We start from the raw sequence: 24,925 nt of genomic DNA, 5'->3' as shown, positions 1-24,925 counted from the left end.
GGTCCATCACATCCTGAACACGCCGAAGCGTGTCTGTCGTTGCGGTGCTGCCGCGGCCAGGGCGAGGCTCAGCGTCAGCCATTCACGGGTGTCGACGGGGTCGACCAGGGCGTCCACCCACAGCCGGGCGGCGACGTAGAGCGGCTGGCCCTCGCGGTCGTAGTTGTCCCGGATCGGCTTCTTGAAGGACTCTTCCTCTTCCGGGGTCATCGCGCGGCCCTGCTTGGCCAGCTGTTCGTTCTTGATCAGCGCCATGACGGTCGCGGCCTGCTCGCCGCCGACCACGGAGGTCCTCGCGTTGGGCCACATGGCCATCAGTTGCGGGCCGATCGAACGCCCGCACATGGCGAGGTTGCCCGCGCCGTAGCTGCCGCCGATCAGCACGCTGAACTTCGGGACGGCGGCGCAGGACGCGGCGTTCACCATCTTCGCGCCGTGCTTGGCGATGCCGCCCGCCTCGTACTCGGCGCCGACCATGAACCCGTTGATGTTGTGCAGGAAGAGCAGCGGGATACCGCGCTGCGAGCACAGCTCGATGAAGTTCGCCGCCTTCTGGGCGCTTTCGGAGAACAGCACGCCGTCGTTGATCAGCACGCCCACCGGGTAGCCGCCGATCCGGCCGGTGCCGCACACGATGGTCGGCCCGAACCGGGCGCGGTACTCGGTGAACTCGCTGCCGTCCAGCAGCCGGGCGAGGATCTCCCGGGCCGGGATCGGCTCGCGCGGGTTGGCGCTGATGATGCCCGGCAGCTCGGCGGGGTCGTACAGCGGCGGCACCGGCGTCTCGGGCGGCGCCGCCGGGACGTCCCTGCCGTGCCGGGCGGCGATCTCCCGGACCAGGCCGAGCGCGTGCTCGTCGTCGAGGGCGAGGTGGTCGGCGACCCCGCTGGTCGCGGTGTGCAGGTCGGCCCCGCCCAGGGTCTCGGTGTCGACGATCACGCCGGTCGCCGCCCGCACCAGCTGCGGGCCGCCCAGGAAGATCGACCCGTTGCCCCGCACGATCACCGTCTCGTCGCACATGGCCGGGATGTACGCGCCGCCGGCGGTGCACGAGCCCAGCACGGCCGCGATCTGCGGCAGACCCATCGCGGACATCTCCGCGATGTTGCGGAAGATCCGGCCGAAGTGGTTCTCGTCCGGGAAGATGTCCTCCTGCATCGGCAGGAACACGCCTCCGGAGTCGACCAGGTAGATGCAGGCCAGCCCGTTCTCGCGGGCGACCTGCTGGGCCCGCAGGTGCTTGCGGACGGTCAGCGGGTAGTAGGTGCCGCCCTTGACGGTCGCGTCGTTGGCGAACACGACCGTGGGGCGGCCCTCCACCACGCCGACGCCGGTGATCAGGCCCGCGGACGGCACGGCCTGCTCGTACACCTCGTGCGCGGCGAGCTGGCCGATCTCCAGGAACGGGGTGCCCGGGTCGAGCAGCCGGCTCACCCGCTCGCGGGCGGTGAGCTTGCCGCGCGCCGTGTGCCTGGCGAGCGCCTGGGCGCCGCCGCCGGCCGTGGCCGCCGCGCGGGCCTCGGCGATCCGTTCGCGCAGGGCGTCGTACGCCTCGCTGTTGCGGCGGAACACCTCGCTGGAGGGGCTGATGTGGGAACGCAGAACCGCCATGTCACTTCCCTTCCGTGGCGACGGGTGCTGCCGAGGGGACGGCGATGCGGGTCATGAGCCAGGCGACGGCGCCCAGTGCGGCGGCGACCGTGGCCCAGGCGAGGTCGGCGTGCAGCAGCGCGGCGCTGGACGCGGCCACGCCCGCCATCGACTGCTGGAGGAAGCCGCACAGGGAGACGGCGTAGGCGCCGTGGCCCTGCTGACTGCTGACGGCGGCGGCCATGCTGTTCGGGAACAGCACGGACTGGCCGAACGTGGTCACGCAGTACAGCGCGACGAAGGCCACCAGCGCGCCGGTGTCCGGCAGGCCGGGCACCGACCACAGGACGATCATCAGCACGCCGGCCGCGGTCATCACGACCGACCCGGCGGTCATCAGCCGCCCCGAACCGGACCTGGCGACCAGCCGGTTGACGGTCATCGCCCCGCCGAAGTAGGCGGCGCCGAGGAGCAGTCCGAGGCTGCCGTACTGGTCGGTGGCGAGGTCGAAGTGCTGCTGGAAGACGAACGGGCTGACCTCCTGGAGCACCACGATCGTGGCGAACCCGGCGCCACCGGCCAGGGCCGGCAGCAGGAAGGCGCGCTGCCTGCTGATGGTGAGGCAGATCCGCAGCACCTCGGACGGCCGCTGCACGGCACGGCTCGACTCGAACGGCACGGTGAAGGTGAGCAGCGCGGCGGCCGTGCCGACCGTGGCGAGGACGGCGAAGCCGGTCTCCCAGTGCGCGTAGCGGCCGATCAGACCGCCGAGGAACTGGCCGCCGCCCATCGCCGTGATGAACGCGATCGACAGCACCGACAGGCGCTTGGCCAGCTCGTCACCGCTCCACCGGTCCCGTACCAGGATGCGCGCGATGATCGCCGCGCCGCCGGCGCCGATGCCCTGAAGCGCCCGCAGCACCAGCAGTGCCTCCGGGGAGCGGAGCAGCGCGATCGCGGCGCTGGTGAGGACGAACAGCGCCAGCGAGGCCAGCAGCGGGCCCCGGCGGCCGTACCGGTCCGCGGCCACGCCCCACAGCACGACGGGGGCCGCGGCCCCGACCACGAACACCGAAATGGAAAGCGCCGCAAAACTGCGGGACATTCCGAAATCGTGGGCCACGATCGGCAGGGACGGGAGATAGATGGTGGTGGCCATCTGGGCCATGAAGACCAGCAGACAGGAGAGCGCCATGATGCGCCGGTTCACCTGCCGGCGGGCGTCGCTTTCTCCGGATTCCAGCTTTTCCGGATCCGCGGTAATCTCAGTCATTTCGGCTCCGCAGATCATTGACCAGGCGGCCGAAGTGCTCGATGTCCGTCGTCGTCATGTCCGCGCGCAGCATGATGCGCAGTCCGGCCTTTCCGCGGGCGATGACGGGGAAGAAGAGGGCGGACGTGTAGTACCCCTCGGACAGGAGGGCGCGGCCGATGTGGACCGTCTTCTCCTCCGAGCCGATGTCGATGAACCGGATGGGCAGTCCGTCACCGCTCTGCGCGGTGGGCACCAGGGCGTCGAAACGGTCGATGTTCTCCCGCAGGCGGCGCTGGAGCTCCTTCAGCTCGGGCGAGCGGTGCAGTTCGGCGGAGGCGATGACCGCTCCGAGTCCGGCCGTGTTGATCCGCTGCGACCAGGTGAGCGGGCCGCCGTAGCGCAGGGCGAGGTCACGGCGGTGCCGGGAGCCCCGCGGGCCCAGGAAGATCGCGCCGCCGGACGCCCCGAAGCCCTTGTTCAGCGAGGTGATGATCAGCGTGCGGTCGTTGATCTCGCCCATGGTGTCGAGGACGAGCCCGCGCCCCTGGTCGCCGCAGGTGGACACCCCGTGCGCCTCGTCGAAGAAGAGGAACAGCCCGTACTTCTCCTGGAGTGCCAGCAGTTCGCGCACCGGGGCCGCGCCGCCCGTGCTGTACACGCCGTCGGCGACGTAGGCGACGTTCGGGTGCGTGCGGCACAGCTCTTCCAGGGCGTCGAGGTCGTTGTGCGGGATGGTCCTGACCTCGGCCTCGTCGGCGACGCTCGGCTTCATCGCGTTCAGGCAGAAGTGCGCGTGCTTGTCGAACACCATCAGCGGCGGCACGTCGCCGGTGAAGGCGCCGGAGGCCACCAGAGGCAGCGCGGACCAGGCAGCCGCGGCGCAGGAGGCGAGCGTGACGGTCTCGGCCCGGAACAGGTCCGCGAGCGCGTCCTCGGCGTCCCGGAGGATCCCGAAGTGCACGCGCATCCGGGAGACCGAGGTGTTCAGCGAGGCGTTGTCGGTGACCGCGTCGGCCGCCGCGCGGATCAGCGCCGGATGGGAGTCCAGACCGAGATACGAGTACGACGACATGTTGAGGAACTCATGGCCGTCGGTGTGGGCCGTGTAGCGGCCGGCGCCGAGGTTTCCGGCCACGATTCCCGCCATTCCGGAAGCGGCCGTGACGTTCCAGAAGTCGTTGCTCATCCCGATCGTCTTCTTGATGTTCATGAAGGCATGCAAGGTCGCTCCCGAAGCGCTGCTCAGTCGAGTTCCGAGATTCGCAACCGGGTGTAGCGAATGTCAACGGATGCAACCGGCAATGTTCTGCCGGTCGGGCGGGCTGGCGGGAAACGCGTGGCCGAAAGGGTTCACGGAAAGAAACCGGCAGAAAATTGCCGGTCGCCGGACCGGCCGAGAGGTGCCGGTAACGGGCGGTGGAAAAGCGCCGGCCGCCGGACCGGAAAATCTTTGCCGGTCGGCGGCCATGGAAATGCGCCGTCGTCCTAGGGAAGACTGAGGCGGTCGGTGGGCCCTGCGGCTCAGCCGTCCTGGAGGCTGAGGAACGTGAGCCGCAGCCCCGGATAGCCGACGGGATGCAGCACCTGCGCGACGACGTCGACGGTGCGCGGAGCGAACCGGGGGATGGTGAGGCGGAAGGTGTGCCCGTCCCGGTTGGCGATGATGACCGGGCCCTCGTCCCAGATCCGCCGGCACTCGGGGTCGGCGAGTGCCTCGCGCAGGATCCCGGGGAGTTCGGGGTGGTCCGGGTACTGCGCCAGCGCGTAGCGCAGCATGGCGAGGTACGCCCGTCCGTGCCACGGCCAGTCGCCCAGCTGTTCCCGTGCCTCGGGATCGGTCAGTCCCCAGCGGACCAGGTTGGCGCCGGGGACCCGCACCCACGGGAACCACTCGGCCATCGCCGCGTTGTGGCCGAGCACGTTCCAGGCGTTGTCGGTGAGGTACGCGGGCTGTGCGGGCTGGAGATCGAGCAGCCGGCGCAGCGGTGTCAGATCGACGCCGTCGCCGGGCGACACGGCGGGGAAGGGCTCGCCGCCGGCCGCGTACAGGAAGAGGGTGGCCCGTTCGTCGGCGCACAGCCGCAGCGCGTCCGCCAGCGCGGTCAGGGTCCGGGCGTCCAGCCGGGGCAGGGTGCCGCGTTCCAGGTCCCGGTACCAGCGCTCGCTCATGCCGACCGCGGCGGCGACCTCCGTCTGCGGCAGCGGCTTGCCGAGGCCCATGGTGCGGCCGGCTCGTGCCCGCCAGGCCCGCAGCAGCACCGCGAGTCCCACCGCCTCGTCCGGCAGCTGTCCGCCGGTCCGGTCCGTGGAGTTGTCGCGCTGCATGAAACTGGGCCCCTGCTCTGACTGCTGCCTCGTGCCGTGGCTCCCGGGGGAGCGGCCGGCGTGGGAGTGCCACGCAACGGCGTCGCCCGCACCGGGTCGGGTGCGCGGGCGCGGTACGGCCACCGCTGGTCAGGTCCCCTGCATAGGGTAACCGGCGTGCCGCACCCGGCCCTTCCTCCCCGGGGCGTGGCCGGCCCGGATCCGCGGCCCGGGAGCGAACCGCCCGCACCGACGGCCGCCGTCCTCGGCGCCGACCGATTTTGAACACGTTCAATTATCGGCGTACGCTCCCGCCATGAGCGACAGAGCCGCCCTGCTCAAGGGCATCCGTGTCTGGCTGGCCCTCTTCGTCGTATGCCTGGTCCTCAGCGGAGCCACCGCCTTTCCGCTGGTCCACGAACTGCGCTGGACCGAGGACGCGTTGCGGGCGCTGTCCGTGCCGGAGTACCTGCCCGGGCTGATGGCGTGGATCTCCCGGGTGCGGGACGGCCTGGACACCGTCGACGCCGACTACCCCTTCGTCCTGTACGGCACCGACTGGCTGGCCTTCGCCCACCTCGTCATCGCGGTCGCGTTCTACGGCCCCTACCGCGACCCCGTCCGCAACATCTGGGTCGTCGAGTTCGGGATGATCGCCTGTGCCGGGATCATCCCGCTCGCCCTCGTCTGCGGACCCGTCCGCGGGATCCCCTTCTGGTGGAGCCTGATCGACATGTCCTTCGGGATCTTCGGTGTCGTCCCGCTGTATGTCGTACGGAAGAGGATCAAGCGGCTGGAGGCGCTCGGTGCGCCGGCCGTCACCGGTTGAACGCGGGGTACGCGAAGCGCTGGGCGATGGGCAGGCCGTCGCCCTTGGCGTCCGTGGAGCCGACCGAGTACACCAGGGTGCGGGACAGATCCCGGGTCGCGGCGATCACCGTGGCGTAACCCGGCCGCGAGCCGGTCTTGCCCCAGATCACCTTTCCGTTCAGCTCGAACCGCTCCAGCGCCGCGCCGTACCGCGCCCCGGGCACGTCGGGCAGGGTGAACATCTCCTTCAGCTGCGGCTCGGGCACCACCCGGCCGCGGAACAGCCCCACCAGCAGCCGCTCCAGGTCGGCGGTCGTCGAGATCAGGTCACCGGCGGCGAAGCGGTCGGTCATGTTCCAGTCGGTCACGTCGACCAGCTTGCCGTCGATCCAGTCGTACCCCCGGTTGTGCGGCCTGTGGATCCGGGGGTCCGCGCCGACCGGGAACGAACTGTCGCGCATGCCCAGCGGCCGGAACACCCGTACCGCCGCCTGGTGCGCGTACGAGTCACCGGTCACCTTCTCGACGAGCATGCCGAGCACGGTGTAGTGGATGTTGCCGTAGTCCTGTCGCGCGCCGGGCGTGTACGCCGGTCCCAGTGCGACGGAGGCCGCCACCACCTGGCGGGGTGTCAGCGTCTCGAAGCGGTGCCGGTAGCCGTCCTCGACGGTGTCGCCGAGAGACGCACCCGGGCGCAGGCCGCTGGTGTAGTTCAGCAACTGCCGTACGGTGATCGGCTCGAAGTCCTTGGTGAGCAGGCCCGGCAGATAGTGCTGCACCGTGCCGTCGAGGTCGATCCGGCCCTCCGCGGCCAGTTGCAGCACGATCGCGGCGGTGACCACCTTCGTCACCGAACCGGCCCGGAACCGCGCGTTCTCCAGGGCCGGCGTGCCGGTGCGGACGTCCCGCACGCCCGCCGTCCCCCGCCAGGTGCCGTCACCGCCGACACGGAGCAGCGCCGCGGTGGCGTCGTGGTCGGGCAGGCCGGCGATCGCGGCGCAGAGGGCCTCGGCGTCCGGGCCGGCCGCGGTCACGGCGGAGGCCGGGGCGGAGGACACGGCGGAGGCCGTCGGCGCGGGCGTGGCGAACGCGGGTACGGCCAGCGGGCCGGCGGCCAGCGCGGCGACGAGGCCGGCGGCCAGGAGAGCGGAACGACTGCTACGGCGCATGACGGGCTCCTCGGAGATCGGGTGCAGGTGCGTGATCATCCTCCGGTGCCGGGCCGCCGCCCGGATCCTCAGGAAGGAGGGCGTGCGACCCTTGCCCGACCCCGATCAACCCAGCCTTGCCGAAGGGGAGTTGTCGGGGATGGCCCCTACGGGTGGTCCGGCCGGGGCCATCGGGTTCAGCGCTCGCGGGTGTAGCGGTCCTGGGCGGCCATGACCTCGTCGCCGTGCTCGAAGGCCCACATCCCGAACGCGTCGATCGGCGTGAGCAACGTCCGCCCCAGTGGGGTGAGTTCGTACTCCACGCGAGGCGGCGATCCGTCGTACGCCCGGCGCGCCACCAGTCCGTTGAACTCCAGCCGGCGCAGCGTCTCGGTCAGTACCTTCTGGCTGATCCCGCCGATGTGCGCGCGCAGCGCGCCCGGCCGGCGTGGACCGTCCCTGAGGGCCCACAGCACCACCGAGTTCCAGGTGTTGGCGAGCAGGTCGAAGGCCAGGCGGGCCCGGCAGTCGGCGAGGAAGGGCTGGTCATGGCTCACACACCGAATGGTGCCCGAGCGGCTTCCTACTGTCGTGTCCCTATCCAACGGGACGGCAGTGGGAGGCAGTTGTGCGCATCGGAATCCTCGGCAGGGGAGACATGGCCCAGGCGCTGGGCGAGCAGTGGGAACGGGCCGGGCACCAGGTGGTCGCGGCCAGCCGGTCGCGGGGCGACGTCCGCGCGGCGGCCGAGCACGGCACCGACGCGGTGCTGCTCGCCGTGCCGTACCCGGCGGTCGTGGACGCGGTCGCCGGACTCGCGGACGCCCTGGCCGGGCGGGTGCTGATCGACTGCACCAACCCGGTCGGCCCGGACTTCGGGCTCCGCACGGCCGGCGGCCCGGCCGCGGCCGAGCGGATCGCCGCCGCCGCGCCCACCGCCCGCGTGGTGAAGGCGTTCAACCTGTGCCATGAGAGCGTCTGGCGGCTGACCCCACCGGTCTTCGCGGGCCGTCCCCTCGCCGTCCCGCTGTGCGGGGACGACGAGGACGCCCTCGCGGTCGTACGACGGCTCGTGCGCGACCTGGGCTGCGCGCCGCTGCACGCCGGCGGGCTGGACCGGGCCGGGCTGCTGGAGGCGACGGCCGCACTGCTGATCCGGCTGTGGGTGGGCGAGGGCGCCGACGCCCAGGCCATCGCGCCACCGATGGAGTTCGCCGGGGGCTAGGGCCACTCGTTTGGATCACGCCGGGCTCGCGGGCCCTGGTGCCGGGCCTCGCCGCGTTGTCGTCGGTTGCCGGGGCTCCGCCATGGCACCCTCCTCCGCCTTGCGATGCTCCCCCACCGCCTGAACGGCGCGGAAGGTGCCCCCACCACCAGACCCCGCTCCCTGATCCGGCCTGACCCGGCCTGATCCAAACGAAAGACCTAGACCGAGGTGCGCAGGGTGTGCAGGAGGGCGATGCGGTTCGTCGTGATCGAGTCGACGCCCAGGTCGAGCAGGCGGCTCAGGGAGCGGCGGGTGTCCGGGGTCCACACGGACAGGAGATACCCCTCGCGGTGGATGCGGGCGGCCAGCTCCCGGCTCACCAGGGAGAAGCGGTAGTTGAGCCAGCGCGGGCGGACCGCGGCCAGCAGCGCGGGCCGCGGCGGGGCCAGGGTCGTCCAGGTCAGGGCGATCTCGGCGGCCGGGTCGGCGGCGCGGACGGCGAGCATCGCCTCCGCGTGCGCGCTGTAGTAGACGCGGTCGCGGGCCCCGCACCGCCGGACCACGTCCAGGGTCCGCTCGACCGTCCTGCGGTCGACCCGCCCGCACAGGTCCACCATCACCCGGCTGTCACCGGTCGCGGCCAGCGCCTCCGCCAGCGTCGGCACACCACCGGCCGTCAGCCCGCGCAGTTCCTCGGCGGACAGCGTGCCCAGCGGCCGGCCGACTTCCCACAGCCGCTGCAGCGTCTCGTCGTGCAGCAGCACGGGCACGCCGTCGCGGGTGAGCCGTACGTCGATCTCGACGGCGTCCGCGCCCTGGTCGAGCGCGGAACGCAGTGAGCCGAGGGTGTTCTCACGGAAGCGGTAGGGGTCGCCGCGATGGGCCACGGCGGTCACGGTCTGCATGGCCCCCATTGTGACCGTCCCGTGGGACCGCGCGGGCCGGACACGGGACTCGTGTGGGGTCTGCGACGGGTCCGCGGCAGCTGGCGCGAGCCCTCGTGGACTCCGCGTGGCCCCGCGCGGACCCGCCCGGGTTCAGTTCAGTGGGCGAGCCAGGCGGCGGTGTAGGTGTCGATCTCCTCCGCGATCCGCGCCTTGCCGGCCGGGTCCAGGAAGGACGCCTCCACGGCGTTCTTCGCGAGGCCGGCCAGTCCGCGCTCGTCCAGCTCCAGCAGGCGGGCGGCCACCGCGTACTCGTTGTTCAGGTCGGTGCCGAACATCGGCGGGTCGTCCGAGTTGATCGTCACCAGTACCCCGGCCCGCGCGAACTCCTTGACCGGGTGCTCCTCCAGGGTGCGCACCGCGCGAGTGGCGATGTTGGAGGTCGGGCAGACCTCCAGCGGGATGCGGTGCTCGGCGAGGTGGGCGAGCAGCTCGGGGTCCCGCGCGGAGCTGGTGCCGTGCCCGATCCGCTCGGCACGCAGCTCGGTGAGCGCGTCCCACACCGTCTCCGGGCCGGTCGTCTCCCCGGCGTGCGGCACGGAGCGCAGCCCGGCGGCGACGGCCCGGTCGAAGTACGGCTTGAACTGCGGCCGGGGCACGCCGATCTCGGGCCCGCCGAGCCCGAACGACACCAGGCCCTCCGGGCGGAGCCGGTCCTCGGTGGCCAGCCGCGTCGTCTCCTCGGCCGCCTCCAGACCGGCCTCGCCGGGGATGTCGAAGCACCAGCGCAGTACGGTCCCGAACTCGGCCTCGGCGGCCTTCCGGGCGTCCTCTATGGCGTCCATGAAGGCCCGCTCGTCGATGCCGCGCCGGGTGGACGAGAAGGGGGTGAGGGTCAGTTCGGCGTACCGCACCTGCTGCCGGGCCATGTCGCGGGCCACCTCGAAGGTGAGCAGCCGGACGTCCTCCGGGGTGCGGATGAGGTCCACGACCGACAGATACACCTCGATGAAGTGCGCGAAGTCGGTGAAGGTGAAGTAGTCGGCCAGGGCCTCGGGGTCGGCGGGGACCTTGGAGTCGCGATGGCGGGCGGCCAGTTCCGAGACGATGCGCGGGGAGGCGGAGCCGACGTGGTGGACGTGCAGTTCGGCCTTGGGCAGCCCGGCGATGAAGGCGCGCAGGTCGCGGTCGGCGGTGCCGACGGCGGGTACGGAGGTGTCGGTCAAGGGGTCCTCCCCGGGAACGGCGCCCGCGGACCAGGTCCATGGTCCGGGCGCGGTGATCGGCTGATCGATGGCGCGGGCTCATCGTAGGCCCCGGGCCGTGCCGTCCCGCCCGGCCCGTAGCATGACGGGACGTCGACCAAAGGGGTCCCTTCACCATGTCCGACAAGGAGCCGCGGTCCACGCCGGCGCAGCAGACCGCAGGGCACCGGTCCGCGATACCCCCGGTGTCCCTGGACAAGGGAGCGGTGGCACCGGCGGCGGACAAGGGAGCGGTGGCACCGGCGGCGAACGAGGCACCGGTGCGGGACGCGGCTCCGGCCCCCGGCTCCGGCCCCGTCCACGACCAGCAGACGCTGACCTCGCTGCCGACGCCCTCGGCTCCGCTCGCACCCACGGACGCCGCACCCGCACCGTGGGCGAGCCCCACCGACGCCGCACCCGCACCGTGGGCGAGCCCCACGGACGCCGCGCCCGCACCGTGGGCGAGCCCCACCGAGGGGACCGCATCCCCGGCTCCCGCGCCGCAGCCGAACCCGTTCGCGCCTCCGGCCTCCGTGGAGCAGTCGAACCCGTTCGCGCCTCCGGCCTCCGCCCAGCAGCCGAACCCGTTCGCGCCTCCCGCGCCGACGCCCGCGGCGAACCCCTTCGCGTCTCCCGCGCCCGCGTCCGCGGCCCCGGCGAATCCCTTCGCCCCGCCGGCGTCCCCCGCGTCGCACGGGGGAGCGGAGCCGGTGCCCCCGCCGCCCATCGCCCCCGGTGGTCCCGGCCAGGTGCCGTACGGCTACCCGGGCACCACGCCGACGTACGGATACCCGGGTGCGCCGCATGCCCCTTACCCCGCTGGCCACGGTTACGGCTACGGCTGGCCCGGCATGCAGCCGGTCCCGAGCAACGGCATGGGTACGGCCTCGCTGGTGCTGGGCATCCTGTCCGCGGTCGGCTTCCTGCTCTGGCCGATCGCCATGGTGCTGGGCATCCTGGCCGTCATCTTCGGCGCGCTCGGCCGCGGGAAGGCGAGCCGGCGCGAGGCGACGAACCCCGGCGTGGCCCTGGCCGGCCTCATCTGTGGCGCGGCGGGTCTCGTCCTCGCGGTGGGCTTCTTCGTCCTCGTCATCGTGGTGAACACCTGACACGGACGATCTCCCGGCCCGGGCACCGGCTCATCGCCCCGCCCGACTCCCCGCCCTGACGGCGCCGCCCCGCACCACACCCCCGCACCGATGATCGCCCCGCCCCGGCCGAGCCACTCCCCTCAGGACCGCTCCGCCCCGCCACACACCAACGCCACCGCTCCGCTCCCGGACAAGCCCCCTGCGCCGACGGCACGGATCAGCCCCGGCCAGGCCCCCTGCGCCGACGGCTCCGCCCCCCGGGGCAGGCTCCCTGCGCCGACGGCTCCGCCCCACCCCGGACAAGCCCTGCGCCGACGGCACCGATCAGCCCCGGCCAGGTCCCCCTGCGCCGACGGCTCCGCCCCCCGGGCAGGCCCCCTGCGCCGACGGCTCCGCCCCGCCCCGGCCAGAGCCCCGCAGGGCTACGCTCCGGCCCCCGCCAACCGCTCCCGTGCCTCCATCAGCGCGAAGCCCAGCAGGTTCGGCCCCCGCCACCGCTCCGGGTCCGAGGCCGCCTCGTCGTCCGCCGCCAGGCCGATGCCCCAGATCCGGTCCACGGGGCTCGCTTCCACCAGTACCCGGTCCCCGGTGTTCAGCAGGAACAGCCCGAGGTCGTCATGGGCCGTGAACTTGTGCACGCTGCCCTCGACCACCAGCCGGAAGCGCTCCCGCTCCCATGTCTCCTCGTCGAAGTCCCGGACCAGCCGTCCGGCCTTCTTCGCCTCGGCGGGGTGCTCCGCCGCCAGCACCCGGCGTTCCGCCTCCGCGTCCCCGAACAGCCGGGCCTTGCCCGCCATCATCCAGTGCTCGGCCGTCGCGTACTCCACACCGTCCACTACGAACGGTGACGGCCACCACTGGCTCAGACAGCTCGCGCCGACGCGGCCGTCCGGCAGCGGGCGGTGCCCCCAGAAGTGCAGGTACCTGATCCGGGACCCGGCCCGGACCTCCCTGATCAGGGCTTCCAACCCGTCGATCTTCGCCATGCACGCGAGTGTGGCACGCACCACGGACACTCCGTCCGTCCTTTTCCCTGGTGACTCGACACCTGGTCGACAGATTCCGTCGCGTAACCAAAAGGCAACAACGGAATCACTTGTTGGAGCCCTATGGCTCTGTCAGGATCGGCACTCAAATCGAGCTGGAGCTACGCCACCCACCCCCGGGACGGGGCGAACGGCGGAGGAGAGCGACATGCACAACCCGAGCACCGCCACCCCGGAACGATTCCCCGCGCAGGACCGGTTCGCGGACGGCGCGCAGTTCATCGCCGGACGGCTGACCAAGGGCACCTCGGGCCGCCACCACGCCGTGGTCGACCCGGCCACCGGCGAGGAGGTGTACACCTACGAGCTGGCCGGCGCCGACGACGTCGACGCGGCCGTCGCCGCCGCGCGTGAGGCGTTCCCGGGCTGGGCCGCCGCCACGCCGGGCGAGCGCTCGGACGCCCTGCACCGGTTCGCCGCCGTGCTCGCCGACCGTGCCGAGGACCTCGCCCGCGCCGAGTCGCTCCAGTGCGGCAAGCCGCTCAAGCTCACCCGCGAGTTCGACGTGCCCGGGACCATCGACAACACCGCCTTCTTCGCGGGCGCCGCCCGGCATCTGCAGGGACAGTCCGCCGGCGAGTACTCCGGGGATCACACGTCGTACATCCGGCGCGAGCCCATCGGGGTCGTCGGGTCCATCGCGCCCTGGAACTACCCCTTGCAGATGGCCGCCTGGAAGATCCTCCCGGCGATCGCCGCCGGCAACACCATCGTCCTGAAGCCCGCCGAGCTGACTCCGCTGACGTCGCTGCTGTTCGCCCAGGCCGCCACGGACGCCGGCATCCCGGACGGTGTGATCAACATCGTCACCGGGACCGGGAAGGAGGCCGGCGAGCACCTCGTCGGCCACCCCGACGTCGCCATGACCTCCTTCACCGGGTCCACCGCCGTCGGCAAGCGCGTCGCCGAGATCGCCACCGCCACCGTCAAGCGGCTGCACCTGGAGCTGGGCGGCAAGGCGCCCTTCGTCGTCTTCGACGACGCCGACCTGGAGGCCGCCGCGCACGGCGCGGTTGCGGGCTCGCTCATCAACACCGGGCAGGACTGCACGGCCGCCACGCGCGCGTACGTGCAGCGTCCGCTCTACGAGGCGTTCGTGGAGCGGACGGCCGCACTGATGGAGACCGTGCGGCTCGGGGACCCGTTCAGGGCCGGTACCGACCTCGGACCGCTGATCTCGCACGTCCAGCGCGACCGGGTCGCCGGTTTCGTGGAGCGCGCGCGTGCCTACGCGCGCGTGGTGACCGGTGGCGAGGTCCCTCAGGGCGACCTGAAGAACGGCGCCTACTACCGGCCCACCCTGATCGCCGACGCGGCCCAGGACAGCGAGATCGTCCAGTCGGAGATCTTCGGTCCGGTACTGGTCGTACTCCCGTTCGACAGTGATGATGAGGGAATCCGGCTGGCCAACGACACCCCGTACGGCCTCGCCGCGTCCGCGTGGAGCACCGATGTCTACCGTGCGAACCGGGCGACCCGTGAGATCAAGGCGGGCTGCGTCTGGGTGAACGACCATGTGCCGATCATCAGCGAGATGCCGCACGGGGGCTACAAGGCATCGGGCTTCGGCAAGGACATGTCGGTGTACTCCTTCGAGGAATACACGCAGGTCAAGCACGTAATGTTCGACAACACGGCGGTGGCCGAGAAGGACTGGCACCGCACGATCTTCGGGGACCGCTAGAGAACGACCAGGCCAGTGACCAGGCCGATTCCTCCCGAAAGGGCACCACGCGCATGGAGCAGTACGAGCCCGACCGCCTGACCCCGCCCCAAGTGGCCGCCATGCGACGCAGCATGCGAAGCGGCCGGGCCGCCCTGACCCGGCGCTCACTGCTGCGGGCCACCGCGGGCGGCGCGCTCGCGGCCGGCGGCCTCGGGGCGCTGAGCGGCTGCGGCATCCCCGCGGCGGGCAAGACGCAGGGCGGCACCTCGGCCCAGGATCACTCGGCCCGGGAGAAGAGCGTGAACTTCTCCAACTGGACCGAGTACATCGACGTCGACGACAGCGGCAAGCACCACCCGACGCTGGAGACCTTCCGCAAGCGGACCGGGATCGAGGTCAACTACACCGAGGACATCAACGACAACAACGAGTTCTTCGGCAAGATCAAGCCGCAGCTCGCCGCGGGCCAGGACACCGGGCGGGACATCATCGTCCTCACCGACTGGCTGGCCGCCCGGCTGATCAGGCTCGGCTGGGTCCAGAAACTGGACCCGTCCAACCTGCCGCACGCGTACACCAACCTGTCGCCCCAGTTCCGCGACCCCGACTGGGATCCCGGGCGGGCGTACTCGTACCCCTGGCAGGGCATCTCCACCGTCATCGCCTACAACAAGAAGGCGCTCGACGGCATCGAGGTGAAGTCCGTCTCCGACCTGCTCGACAACCCCCGGCTCAAGGGGCGCGTCGGCTTCCTGTCGGAGATGCGCGACAGCATGGGCATGACCCTGCTCGACATGGGCAAGGACCCCGCGCGCTTCACCGGCGACGACTTCGACGCGGCCATCGCCCGCCTCCAGAAGGCCGTCGACAAGGGTCAGATCCGCCGGTTCACCGGCAACGACTACACCTCCGACCTCACCAAGGGCGACCTCGCCGCCTGCGTGGCCTGGGCCGGTGACGTGGTCCAGCTGAAGTCCGACAGCCCGGACGTGGACTTCGTCATCCCCGACAGCGGCTACGTGACGTCGACCGACAACCTGTGCATCCCCAACAGGGCGCGTCACAAGACCAACGCCGAGCGGCTGATCGACTTCTACTACGAGCCCGACCAGGCCGCCGCGCTCGCCGCCTACATCAACTACGTGACTCCGGTCGACGGGGTGAAGCCCTACCTTGCGAAGATCGACAAGGATGCGGCGAACAATCCGCTGATCGTTCCCGACAAGGCCATGCAGGCGAGGTCCCATGCCTTCCGCTCCCTGAGCCAGAAGGAAGAGACGGCCTACGAAGAGAAGTTCGCGAAGCTCACAGGGGCGTGACGACGATGAAGACGACACCAGACAACAGCGGCGACGTCCGCCTCTCCGGTATCTCCAAGACCTACGACAACGGCTTCACCGCCGTACACCCGCTGGACCTGACCGTGCCCGAGGGCTCCTTCTTCGCCCTGCTCGGCGCCTCCGGCTGCGGCAAGACGACCACCCTGCGCATGATCGCCGGCCTGGAGGAACCTTCCTCCGGAGCCGTGCGCCTCGGCGACCAGGACGTCACCCACCTGCCGCCGTACAAACGGCCGGTCAACACGGTGTTCCAGTCCTACGCCCTCTTCCCGCACCTCGACATCTTCGAGAACGTCGCCTTCGGCCTGCGCCGGCGCGGCATCAAGAGCGTGAAGAAGCAGGTCGAGGACATGCTGGAGCTGGTCCAGCTCGGTGAGCAGGCGCGCAAGAAGCCGCACCAGCTCTCCGGCGGCCAGCAGCAGCGTGTCGCCGTGGCCCGAGCGCTGATCAACCACCCGAAGGTGCTCCTGCTGGACGAGCCGCTCGGCGCCCTCGACCTCAAGCTGCGCCGTCAGATGCAGCTGGAGCTCAAGCGCATCCAGACCGAGGTCGGCATCACCTTCGTCCATGTCACGCACGACCAGGAGGAGGCCATGACCATGGCCGACACGGTCGCCGTGATGAACGGGGGCCGGGTCGAGCAGCTCGGCGCGCCGACCGATCTGTACGAGAACCCGCGGACCACGTTCGTCGCGAACTTCCTCGGCACCTCCAACCTCATCGAGGCCGAGGTCGACACGAAGAACGGTGACGACATCGTGCTCAAGGCGGGCGGCGGCAAGCTGGTGCTGCCCGAGGCGCGATGTTCCGCCCCCACGACGGCCGGCGGCAAGGTGCTGGTCGGCATCCGCCCCGAGAAGATCGCCCTCACGCACGCCGACGACGCGGGCGCCGTCCCCGAGGGCCGCAACCGCATCACCGGCACGATCGCCGACGCGAGTTTCATCGGCGTCTCCACGCAGTACGTGATCGACACCCCGGTCTGCGACGAGTTCGCGGTGTACGTCCAGAACGTCGAGCGCGACGGCCGGCTGGTCCCCGGCGCCGACGTCGTCCTGCACTGGAGCCCGGCCCACACCTTCGGCCTGGACGCGGCCCAGGACATCGACGCGGGCACCGAGGAAGAGGCGGCGGCCTGATGTCGACGCTCACCGAGGCGCCCCCACCACTCGCCCCCGCCGAGCCGGAGCCGAAGGCCCCGCGCAAGCGAGGCCGGTTCACGCCGTACTGGCTGCTGCTGCCCGGCATGCTGTGGCTGATCATCTTCTTCGCGCTGCCGATGATCTACCAGGCATCCACCTCCGTCCAGCAGGGCTCCCTCGAAGAGGGCTACAAGGTCACCTGGCACTTCGCGACCTACTGGCACGCGCTCACCGAATACTGGCCGCAGTTCCTGCGGTCCGTCTTCTACGCCGCCGCCGCGACCGTGCTGTGCCTGCTGCTCGGCTACCCGCTGGCGTACCTGATCGCCTTCCGCGCGGGCCGCTGGAAGAACCTGATCATGATCCTGGTGATCGCCCCGTTCTTCACCAGCTTCCTGATCCGCACCCTGGCCTGGAAGACGATCCTCGCGGACAACGGCCCGGTCGTGCACACCCTGAACTCGCTGCACGTGCTGGACCTCACCAACTGGCTCGGCTGGACGGCCGGTGACCGGGTCCTGGCCACCCCGCTCGCGGTCGTCTGCGGCCTGACGTACAACTTCCTGCCGTTCATGATCCTGCCGCTGTACACCTCGCTGGAGCGGATCGACGGCCGGCTGCACGAGGCGGCCGGCGACCTGTACGCCAAGCCGTGGACCACCTTCCGCAAGGTCACCTTCCCGCTGTCCATGCCGGGCGTGGTCTCCGGGACGCTGCTGACCTCCATCCCGGCGGCCGGTGACTACGTCAACGCCGAACTCCTCGGCTCCACCGACACCCGCATGATCGGAAACGTCATCCAGACGCAGTTCCTGCGCATCCTGGACTATCCGACGGCCGCCGCCCTCTCGTTCATCCTCATGGCCGGGATCCTCGCCATGGTCACGATCTACATCCGCCGGTCCGGGACGGAGGACCTGGTCTAAATGCCCTTCGTCAACTGGCTCAAGCGCCGTCTCGTCGTCATCGCGGGGCTCCTGACGCTCGCCTACCTGCTGCTGCCGAACGTCATCGTCACGGTGTTCTCCTTCAACAAACCGAAGGGGCGCTTCAACTACGAGTGGCAGCAGTTCTCCACGGACGCCTGGAAGGACCCGTGCGGCGTCGCCGACATGTGCGGCTCGCTGTCCCTCAGTCTCCAGATCGCCGTCTGGGCGACGGTCGGCGCCACGATCCTCGGCACGATGATCTCCTTCGCGCTGGTCCGCTACCGCTTCCGCGCGCGCGGCGCCGTCAACTCGCTGATCTTCCTGCCGATGGCGATGCCCGAGGTCGTCATGGCCGCCTCGCTGCTCACCCTGTTCCTCAACATGGGCGCGCAGCTCGGCTTCTGGACGATCCTGATCGCCCACATCATGTTCTGCCTCAGCTTCGTCGTCACCGCGGTCAAGGCGCGCGTGATGTCGATGGACCCGCGTCTGGAGGAGGCCGCCCGGGACCTGTACGCCGGCCCCGTGCAGACCTTCCTGCGGGTCACCCTGCCCATCGCGGCACCGGGAATCGCCGCGGGCGCGCTGCTGTCCTTCGCGCTCTCCTTCGACGATTTCATCATCACCAATTTCAACGCCGGTTCGACCGTCACCTTCCCGATGTTCGTATGGGGGTCGGCGCAGCGCGGAACACCCGTGCAGATCAACGTGATCGGCACGGCCATGTTCCTCATCGCCGTTCTCCTCGTCCTGACCTCGATGGTCGCCGGCAATCGCCGGAACAAGCAAAAGGCATAGCCCTTTTCGGCAAGTCCTCTGTAGGGAGTTGAAATCATGGCCCCAAGCGCCATGAGCCGTGGCCAAGACAACTGGATCGCCTCACTCTCCGAAGCCCAGCCGGTTCCGTACTGGCTGGAAGACCCCGGAAAGCCACCCGCCGAGCCCGCCCTCACCGGCACCGAGACCTGCGACCTGCTGGTCGTCGGCGGCGGCTACAGCGGGCTGTGGACCGCGCTGAACGCCAAGGAGCGCGACCCGCAGCGCGATGTGGTGCTCCTGGAAGGCCGCGAGGTGGGCTGGGCCGCCTCCGGCCGCAACGGCGGCTTCTGCGCCGCCTCCCTCACCCACGGCCTGCCCAACGGCCTCAGCCGCTGGCCGGACGAGATCCACAAGCTGGAGGAGCTGGGCCGGCGCAACCTCGACGAGATCGAGGCCGCGGTAGCCCGGCACGGCATCGACTGCGACTTCGAGCGCACCGGCGAGATCGACGTCGCCACCGAGACCTACCAGGCGTGGGAACTGCGTGACTGGCATCGGGAGCTGGCGGAGCAGGGGCTCGCCGACGGCATCGAGTTCCTGGACGCCGACGCCGTGCGCGAGCAGGTGAATTCGCCCACCTTCGAGGCGGGCCTGTGGGACCGCCGGGGCGTGGCCATGCTCCACCCGGCGAAGCTGGCCTGGGGCCTGAAGGAGGCGTGCATCAGGCTCGGGGTGCGGGTGTACGAGCACACGCCCGCCCTGACCCTGAAGAGCTACGGCGCCGGGATGGCCGTACGCACGCCGTACGGCGCCGTCCGCGCGCGCAGGGTCGCGCTCGGCACGAACATCTTCCCGAGCCTGCTGCGGCGCGTGCGGTCGTACACCGTCCCGGTCTACGACTACGCGCTGATGACCGAGCCGCTCAAGCCCGGCCAGCTGGCGGAGATCGGCTGGAAGAACCGGCAGGGGCTGGGGGACAGCGCCAACCAGTTCCACTACTTCCGGCTGTCCGCGGACAACCGCATCCTGTGGGGCGGCTACGACGCGATCTACCCGTACGGCGGCCGGGTGCGCGCCGAGTACGACGACCGGCCCGAGACGTACGCCAAGCTCGCGGGTCACTTCTTCACCTGCTTCCCGCAGTTGGAGGGCGTCCGGTTCACCCACGCCTGGGGCGGCGCCATCGACACCTGCTCCCGCTTCTCGGCGTTCTTCGGCACCGCCCACGACGGCCGCGTGGCGTACGCCGCGGGCTACACGGGCCTCGGTGTCGGCGCGACCCGGTTCGGCGCGGACGTGATGCTGGACCTGCTGGACGGGGAGCGCACCGAGCGGACCGGGCTGGAGATGGTCCGCAAGAAGCCGCTGCCGTTCCCGCCGGAGCCCTTCGCCTGGACCGGGATCGCCCTCACCAAGTGGTCCCTGGCCCGCGCGGACGCGCACGGCGGCCGGCGGAACCTATGGCTGCGCACGATGGACCGGCTGGGGCTGGGCTTCGACAGCTGACGCGGCCGGGCGCGAGCCGGCCCACGCGCGGCGGGCGCGAGCCGCCCCACGCGCGGCGGGGCGCGAGCCGGTTCACCACAACAAGTTGACCGAACCCGCGTAATGCCCCCCGGCGGCCTCCCTCTCTTCTCCTGGCGCGACCGCGTCGCACGTGCAAGCGCGCGAGAGAGGGAGGCTTTCTGATGACTGGGGCGAAGACGGCGGTCGAATGGCTGGCATCCGTCGCACCGGACCCCGAGACCTGCCGCTGGAAGTGGGAACGCAACCCCCTCGGGGTCGCCCTGCTGCCCGCCGGCAAGGCGTGGGACGTCCTGATCCTGCCGGGTGACCTCGGCTATCCGACCCTGGACGTACTCACCCGGATCCTGGACCGACCCGGCCCGGTGCTCGTCGACTTCGGCGACAACCGGGTCGGGTTCTTCGTGCCCCCGGGCACCGCGGCCCGCTGGCTGGGCACCGGCATCCGTACCGCCGGAGCGGGGACCTGGATCGTCGTGCCGTATCCCGGCCGGGCGACCCGCGGTGTGCGCTGGCTGGTGCCGCCGGACGGCTCGGGCATGCTGACCGACCCGGCGCTGCTGGAACTGGCGATGCACGAGGCGGCGGCGGGGCCGGCCCGGGAGAGGGGCGAGGGCGGGTAGCGTCCGGACACCTTGACAAGAGGATTGGTCTGGACCAAGTTGTGTGCGCTCCGCTCCCCCAACTCCCCGACCACGGAGGCCCTTGTGGACCGCGCCAGACGTCCCAGATCCGTCCTCGCCGTGCTCACGGCCGCACTGCTGGCCGTGCCCGGCATCACCGCGCTCTCGTCGGCCGCCCGTGCGGCCGACGCGGACGTCGCGACCAACGGCGGCTTCGAGTCCGGCCTGACCGGCTGGACCTGCACCGCCGGTACGACGGTGAACACGCCCGTCCACAGCGGGAGTTCGGCCCTTCAGGCGACGCCCGCGGGCAGCGACGACGCCCAGTGCGCCCAGACGGTGACCGTCCAGCCGAACGCGCAGTACACCCTGTCCGGTTACGTCCGCGGCTCCTACGTCTACCTCGGCGCGAGCGGCACCGGCACCACCGATGTCTCCACCTGGACCCAGTCCGCACCCGACTGGCAGAAGCTGAGCACCACCTTCCGCACCGGCGCCGCCACCACCAAGGTCACGATCTACACCCACGGCTGGTACGGCACCGGCGTCTACCAGGCCGACGACATCACCCTGATCGGCCCCGGCGGCAGCGGCACCGGACAGCCGCCCGCCGCGCCGGCCGGCCTCAGGGCCACCTCCGTGACCTCGTCCTCCGTCGGCCTGTCCTGGTCGGCGGCGACCGGTGCGACGAGCTACGCGGTCTACCGCGACGGGGTCAAGGCGCAGACGGTTTCCGGGACTTCGGCGACCGTGTCCGGGCTCACGGCCTCGACCGCGTACAGCTTCCAGGTCACCGCGGCCAACGACGCCGGCGAGTCCGCGAAGTCCACGGCCGTGACCGCGACGACCAGCGCCGGCGGCGGCGGATCGGGCGGCCTGCCCGCCCACGCGCTCGTCGGCTACCTGCACGCGAGCTTCGCCAACGGCGCCGGCTACACCCGCCTCGCCGACGTCCCCGACAGCTGGGACGTCATCGACCTGGCCTTCGGCGAGCCCACCTCGGTCACCTCCGGCGACATCCGCTTCAACCGCTGCCCGGTCACCGAGTGCCCGAACGTGGAGAGCGACGCCGACTTCAAGGCGGCCGTCAAGGCCAAGCAGGCGGCCGGCAAGAAGGTGCTGATCTCGATCGGCGGTCAGAACGGGCAGGTCCAGCTGACCACGGCCGCGGCCCGCGACACCTTCGTCTCCTCCGTCTCGAAGATCATCGACACCTACGGTCTCGACGGCCTCGACATCGACTTCGAGGGCCACTCGTTGTCGCTGAACGCGAACGACACGGACTTCAAGAACCCGACCACCCCCGTGATCGTGAACCTCATCTCGGCCCTGAAGACCCTGAAGGCCAAGTACGGCTCCTCGTTCGTGCTGACCATGGCCCCCGAGACCTTCTTCGTGCAGAACGGCTACCAGTACTACGGCACCGGCAAGTGGGGCGGCCAGGACCCGCGCTGCGGCGCCTACCTCCCGGTCATCCACGCCCTGCGCGACGACCTCACCCTGCTGCACGTCCAGGACTACAACTCGGGCCCGATCATGGGCCTGGACAACCAGTACCACTCCATGGGCGGCGCCGACTTCCACATCGCCATGACCGACATGCTCCTGACCGGCTTCCCGGTCGCCGGCGACCAGAACAACGTCTTCCCGCCGCTGCGCCCCGACCAGGTCGCCATCGGCATGCCGGCGTCGACGAACGCGGGCAACGGCTACGTCTCCCCGTCCGAGGTCACCAAGGCCCTGGACTGCCTGACGAAGAAGACGAACTGCGGCTCGTACCAGATCCATGGGACCTGGCCCGCCCTGCGCGGTCTGATGACCTGGTCGGTGAACTGGGACCGGTACGCGAACTGGGAGTTCCAGAAGAACTTCGACGCCTACTTCGGCTGAGGCCGAAGACGAGGGACAGGGTGGTCAGCAGCACGGTGCCCAGACACCAGCTGGCCACCACGTCCAGCGGCCAGTGCCAGCCCCGGCGGACCAGGCCGTACGACACCCCGAGCACCAGCACCGCACAGCAGGCCACCAGCGAGCGGCGGGCGGCCGGCGAGCGCAGCCAGGGGAGCAGGAGCAGGGTCGCGGAGCCGTAGGCGACGGCCGCCGTGGCCGTGTGCCCGGAGGGGAAGTAGCCGACCGCCGGGGGCACCACGGGGGTCCCCGGCCGCGCGGTCCAGTCCTTCAGCGGTACGACGATCACCGGGACCAGCGCCATCAGGACGGCCGCGGCGAGCGGCGGCAGCCACCACCGGTCCGTGCCGGCCGCCCGGCCCCGCCACAGGGCGAGGGCCAGGGCGAGCGCCAGCACCGGGACGGCGACCTGGATGCCGCCGAGGTCGGACAGCAGCTCGGAGAACCGGTCCGGATGGACGAGGGCCCGGCTGAGACGCGCGTCCGGGCCGAGCAGCGGACCGTCGGCCACGACCTGCCAGGTGATCAGGGCGAGCAGGACGGCCGGAAGGACCAGGAGCAGGACGCGGCGGACTACGGTCGACACGGCGCCCAGCTTCGCAGACGAACCCCCGCGTGCGGGGAGGAGGTCGGCCGCCCCGGAACAGGGGGGGTGGTTCCGGGGCGGCCGACCGGACCGGAACGTCGCTCGCCCCGGGGGGTTTGGGGCGGCGACCGTCCGATCGGTGAGGAGATCCCGGCGTCAGGCGCCGGTTGTGTGCGCGAGGGCACGACCAGGTCGAAGCTGGGGAGGCCCCGGCCTGGAGTCGCCCACAGTCCCCTGTGGGCGGGGTGTATCTCTCATCTGGGATGAACCTACGGCAGGCCGGGCCGCTTGGGCAGACGCAATCCGCTCCCGTCATCCACCCCGCACACCTTCTTCACACACCTGCCGCAGGCGCCCTTCAGAGGTGCAGACCTATCGCTCAGATGCGCGCGAAGCCCTGCTCGATGATGTCCAGGCCCTCGTTCAGCAGGTCCTCGCCGATGACCAGCGGCGGCAGGAAGCGCAGCACGTTGCCGTAGGTGCCACAGGTCAGGACCAGCAGGCCCTCGGCGTGGCATGCCTTGGCCAGAGCCGCGGTGGCCTCCGGGTTGGGCTCCTTGGTGCCGCGGTCCTTGACCAGCTCGATGGCGATCATGGCACCGCGGCCACGCACGTCACCGATGATGTCGAACTTCTCGGCCATGGCGGTGAGGCGACCCTTCATGATCTCCTCGATGCGCTTGGCCTTGCCGTTGAGGTCCAGCTCCTTCATGGTCTCGATGGCGCCGAGCGCACCGGCGCAGGCGACGGGGTTGCCGCCGTACGTACCACCGAGGCCACCGGCGTGCGCGGCGTCCATGATCTCCGCGCGCCCGGTGACGGCCGCGAGCGGCAGACCGCCGGCGATGCCCTTGGCGGTGGTGATCAGGTCGGGCACGATGCCCTCGTCCTCACAGGCGAACCACTGGCCGGTGCGGCAGAAGCCGGACTGGATCTCGTCGGCGACGAAGACGATGCCGTTGTCGTTGGCGAACTTCACGATCTCCGGCAGGAAGCCCTTGGCCGGCTCGATGAAGCCACCCTCGCCGAGGACCGGCTCGATGATGATCGCGGCGACGTTGTCCGGGCCGACCTGCTTGGTGATCTGGTCGATGGCCTGCTTGGCGGCCTCGGGGCCGGCGTTCTCCGGCCCGGTCGGCCAGCGGTAGCCGTAGGCGACCGGCACGCGGTACACCTCGGGCGCGAACGGCCCGAACCCGTGCTTGTACGGCATGTTCTTCGCCGTCAGCGCCATGGTCAGGTTGGTCCGCCCGTGGTACCCGTGGTCGAACACCACGACGGCCTGGCGCTTGGTGTACGCACGCGCGATCTTCACGGCGTTCTCGACGGCCTCGGCGCCGGAGTTGAACAGCGCGGACTTCTTGGCGTGGTCACCCGGGGTCAGCTCGGCCAGCGCCTCCGCGACCTCCACGTATCCCTCGTACGGGGTGACCATGAAACAGGTGTGGGTGAAGTCGGCGAGCTGGGCGCTCGCGCGCCGCACCACGGCCTCGGCGGACGCGCCGACGGAGGTCACGGCGATGCCCGAGCCGAAGTCGATCAGGCGGTTGCCGTCGACGTCCTCGATGATGCCGCCGCCCGCGCGCGCGGTGAACACGGGCAGTACGGAGCCCACGCCCTGCGCGACCACGGCGGTACGGCGGGCCTGAAGCTCCTGCGACTTCGGGCCGGGGATGGCGGTGACGACGCGGCGCTCCTGCGGAAGTGCGGTCATGGGGGGCTCCCTGATGATCTTGCGTACCGGGCGGTCCCGGGCGGTTCCGGGCGGTGCGTTTACGGACGCATACCTTCTTTTCTCGCAGGCTAAGACCGGTTCCGGAGGGTGGGCATGCTCCATGTGGGCGTTGTCGGTGCCTGCCGTTGTCC

At 71.0% G+C, this 24,925-nt stretch carries 20 protein-coding genes and 2 pseudogenes; 11 read left to right on the top strand and 11 right to left on the bottom strand.

The genetic code is table 11. The features are described from left to right. Positions 1-6: 6 nt before the first annotated feature. From ACIGYR_RS17905 to ACIGYR_RS17890, 4 genes are all read right to left on the bottom strand, one after another. Positions 7-1,611, bottom strand: a complete 1,605-nt coding sequence (locus tag ACIGYR_RS17905) for a carboxyl transferase domain-containing protein (protein WP_399598412.1) — start codon at positions 1,609-1,611, stop codon at positions 7-9. 1 nt (position 1,612) lies between these two features. Then, positions 1,613-2,863 (bottom strand): MFS transporter, encoded by a 1,251-nt coding sequence (locus ACIGYR_RS17900; protein WP_399598415.1) that lies wholly within the window; start codon positions 2,861-2,863, stop codon positions 1,613-1,615. Further along, positions 2,856-4,055, bottom strand: coding sequence for an aminotransferase class I/II-fold pyridoxal phosphate-dependent enzyme (locus ACIGYR_RS17895; RefSeq protein ID WP_399598417.1), 1,200 nt, complete (start codon positions 4,053-4,055; stop codon positions 2,856-2,858). The genes ACIGYR_RS17900 and ACIGYR_RS17895 overlap by 8 nt, the downstream gene beginning before the upstream one ends. A gap of 311 nt (positions 4,056-4,366) precedes the next feature. Then, complete coding sequence (locus ACIGYR_RS17890) at positions 4,367-5,170, bottom strand: helix-turn-helix transcriptional regulator (protein WP_399598420.1); 804 nt, start codon at positions 5,168-5,170, stop codon at positions 4,367-4,369. 295 nt (positions 5,171-5,465) lie between these two features. Between ACIGYR_RS17890 and ACIGYR_RS17885 the strand changes: the two genes are divergently transcribed. Beyond that, positions 5,466-5,978, top strand: coding sequence for a hypothetical protein (locus tag ACIGYR_RS17885; RefSeq protein ID WP_391847331.1), 513 nt, complete (start codon positions 5,466-5,468; stop codon positions 5,976-5,978). Here ACIGYR_RS17885 and ACIGYR_RS17880 read toward each other — a convergent pair. Next, positions 5,968-7,128: a serine hydrolase domain-containing protein gene (locus tag ACIGYR_RS17880; RefSeq protein WP_399598424.1), complete on the bottom strand. Its 1,161-nt coding sequence runs from the start codon at positions 7,126-7,128 to the stop codon at positions 5,968-5,970. The two genes, ACIGYR_RS17885 and ACIGYR_RS17880, sit on opposite strands and share 11 nt — an antisense overlap. Before the next feature lie 176 nt (positions 7,129-7,304). Continuing rightward, positions 7,305-7,664 carry a winged helix-turn-helix transcriptional regulator gene (locus ACIGYR_RS17875; protein ID WP_391847333.1) on the bottom strand — a complete coding sequence of 120 codons (360 nt, stop codon included), beginning with the start codon at positions 7,662-7,664 and terminating at the stop codon, positions 7,305-7,307. A gap of 71 nt (positions 7,665-7,735) precedes the next feature. Here ACIGYR_RS17875 and ACIGYR_RS17870 point away from each other — a divergent pair, with 71 nt between their 5' ends. Continuing rightward, the gene (locus ACIGYR_RS17870; protein ID WP_399598428.1) at positions 7,736-8,332 is read left to right on the top strand and encodes an NADPH-dependent F420 reductase; all 597 of its coding nucleotides are present in this window, start codon (positions 7,736-7,738) and stop codon (positions 8,330-8,332) included. Between the two features lie 200 nt (positions 8,333-8,532). On the opposite strand, the gene ACIGYR_RS17865 is transcribed toward ACIGYR_RS17870, so the two are convergent. Continuing rightward, on the bottom strand, positions 8,533-9,219 hold the full coding sequence (locus tag ACIGYR_RS17865) for a glycerophosphodiester phosphodiesterase (RefSeq protein WP_399598431.1): 687 nt from the start codon (positions 9,217-9,219) through the stop codon (positions 8,533-8,535). Between the two features lie 137 nt (positions 9,220-9,356). Further along, a pseudogene (locus tag ACIGYR_RS17860) lies at positions 9,357-10,564 on the bottom strand (adenosine deaminase). Between the two features lie 15 nt (positions 10,565-10,579). Between ACIGYR_RS17860 and ACIGYR_RS17855 the strand changes: the two are divergent. After that, positions 10,580-11,554 (top strand): DUF4190 domain-containing protein, encoded by a 975-nt coding sequence (locus tag ACIGYR_RS17855; RefSeq protein WP_399598434.1) that lies wholly within the window; start codon positions 10,580-10,582, stop codon positions 11,552-11,554. Positions 11,555-11,958: 404 nt separating this feature from the next. Here ACIGYR_RS17855 and ACIGYR_RS17850 read toward each other — a convergent pair whose 3' ends face one another. Next, positions 11,959-12,522: an NADAR family protein gene (locus ACIGYR_RS17850; RefSeq protein ID WP_391847337.1), complete on the bottom strand. Its 564-nt coding sequence runs from the start codon at positions 12,520-12,522 to the stop codon at positions 11,959-11,961. A gap of 208 nt (positions 12,523-12,730) precedes the next feature. Here ACIGYR_RS17850 and ACIGYR_RS17845 point away from each other — a divergent pair, with 208 nt between their 5' ends. The 8 genes from ACIGYR_RS17845 to ACIGYR_RS17810 all read left to right on the top strand — a co-directional run bounded on the left by ACIGYR_RS17845 (position 12,731) and on the right by ACIGYR_RS17810 (position 22,455). After that, on the top strand, positions 12,731-14,266 hold the full coding sequence (locus tag ACIGYR_RS17845) for a gamma-aminobutyraldehyde dehydrogenase (RefSeq protein ID WP_391847338.1): 1,536 nt from the start codon (positions 12,731-12,733) through the stop codon (positions 14,264-14,266). Between the two features lie 53 nt (positions 14,267-14,319). Continuing rightward, positions 14,320-15,567, top strand: coding sequence for a spermidine/putrescine ABC transporter substrate-binding protein (locus ACIGYR_RS17840; protein WP_399598439.1), 1,248 nt, complete (start codon positions 14,320-14,322; stop codon positions 15,565-15,567). Continuing rightward, positions 15,564-16,727 (top strand): ABC transporter ATP-binding protein, encoded by a 1,164-nt coding sequence (locus ACIGYR_RS17835; RefSeq protein WP_399598441.1) that lies wholly within the window; start codon positions 15,564-15,566, stop codon positions 16,725-16,727. The genes ACIGYR_RS17840 and ACIGYR_RS17835 overlap by 4 nt, the downstream gene beginning before the upstream one ends. Further along, positions 16,727-17,656 (top strand): ABC transporter permease, encoded by a 930-nt coding sequence (locus tag ACIGYR_RS17830; protein WP_399598444.1) that lies wholly within the window; start codon positions 16,727-16,729, stop codon positions 17,654-17,656. The genes ACIGYR_RS17835 and ACIGYR_RS17830 overlap by 1 nt, the downstream gene beginning before the upstream one ends. Further along, positions 17,657-18,457: an ABC transporter permease gene (locus ACIGYR_RS17825; protein WP_399598446.1), complete on the top strand. Its 801-nt coding sequence runs from the start codon at positions 17,657-17,659 to the stop codon at positions 18,455-18,457. A 36-nt stretch (positions 18,458-18,493) separates the two neighbouring features. Then, positions 18,494-19,924, top strand: a complete 1,431-nt coding sequence (locus ACIGYR_RS17820) for an NAD(P)/FAD-dependent oxidoreductase (protein ID WP_399598450.1) — start codon at positions 18,494-18,496, stop codon at positions 19,922-19,924. Between the two features lie 182 nt (positions 19,925-20,106). Continuing rightward, on the top strand, positions 20,107-20,565 hold the full coding sequence (locus ACIGYR_RS17815) for a hypothetical protein (RefSeq protein WP_391847344.1): 459 nt from the start codon (positions 20,107-20,109) through the stop codon (positions 20,563-20,565). Between the two features lie 84 nt (positions 20,566-20,649). Further along, positions 20,650-22,455, top strand: a complete 1,806-nt coding sequence (locus ACIGYR_RS17810; protein WP_399598453.1) for a chitinase — start codon at positions 20,650-20,652, stop codon at positions 22,453-22,455. A 67-nt stretch (positions 22,456-22,522) separates the two neighbouring features. Here ACIGYR_RS17810 and ACIGYR_RS17805 read toward each other — a convergent pair. Both ACIGYR_RS17805 and gabT read right to left on the bottom strand, forming a co-directional pair. Then, a pseudogene (locus ACIGYR_RS17805) lies at positions 22,523-22,777 on the bottom strand (phosphatase PAP2 family protein); the annotation flags it as partial. Positions 22,778-23,438: 661 nt separating this feature from the next. Next, complete coding sequence (gene gabT, locus ACIGYR_RS17800; RefSeq protein ID WP_391847346.1) at positions 23,439-24,773, bottom strand: 4-aminobutyrate--2-oxoglutarate transaminase; 1,335 nt, start codon at positions 24,771-24,773, stop codon at positions 23,439-23,441. Between the last annotated feature and the right edge of the window lie 152 nt (positions 24,774-24,925).

Source organism: Streptomyces sp. NPDC053076 (assembly GCF_044546845.1).
GTDB lineage: Bacteria > Actinomycetota > Actinomycetes > Streptomycetales > Streptomycetaceae > Streptomyces.
The sequence above is the reverse complement of the archived record's forward strand: the minus strand, read 5'-3'. Positions and strand labels throughout refer to the sequence as shown.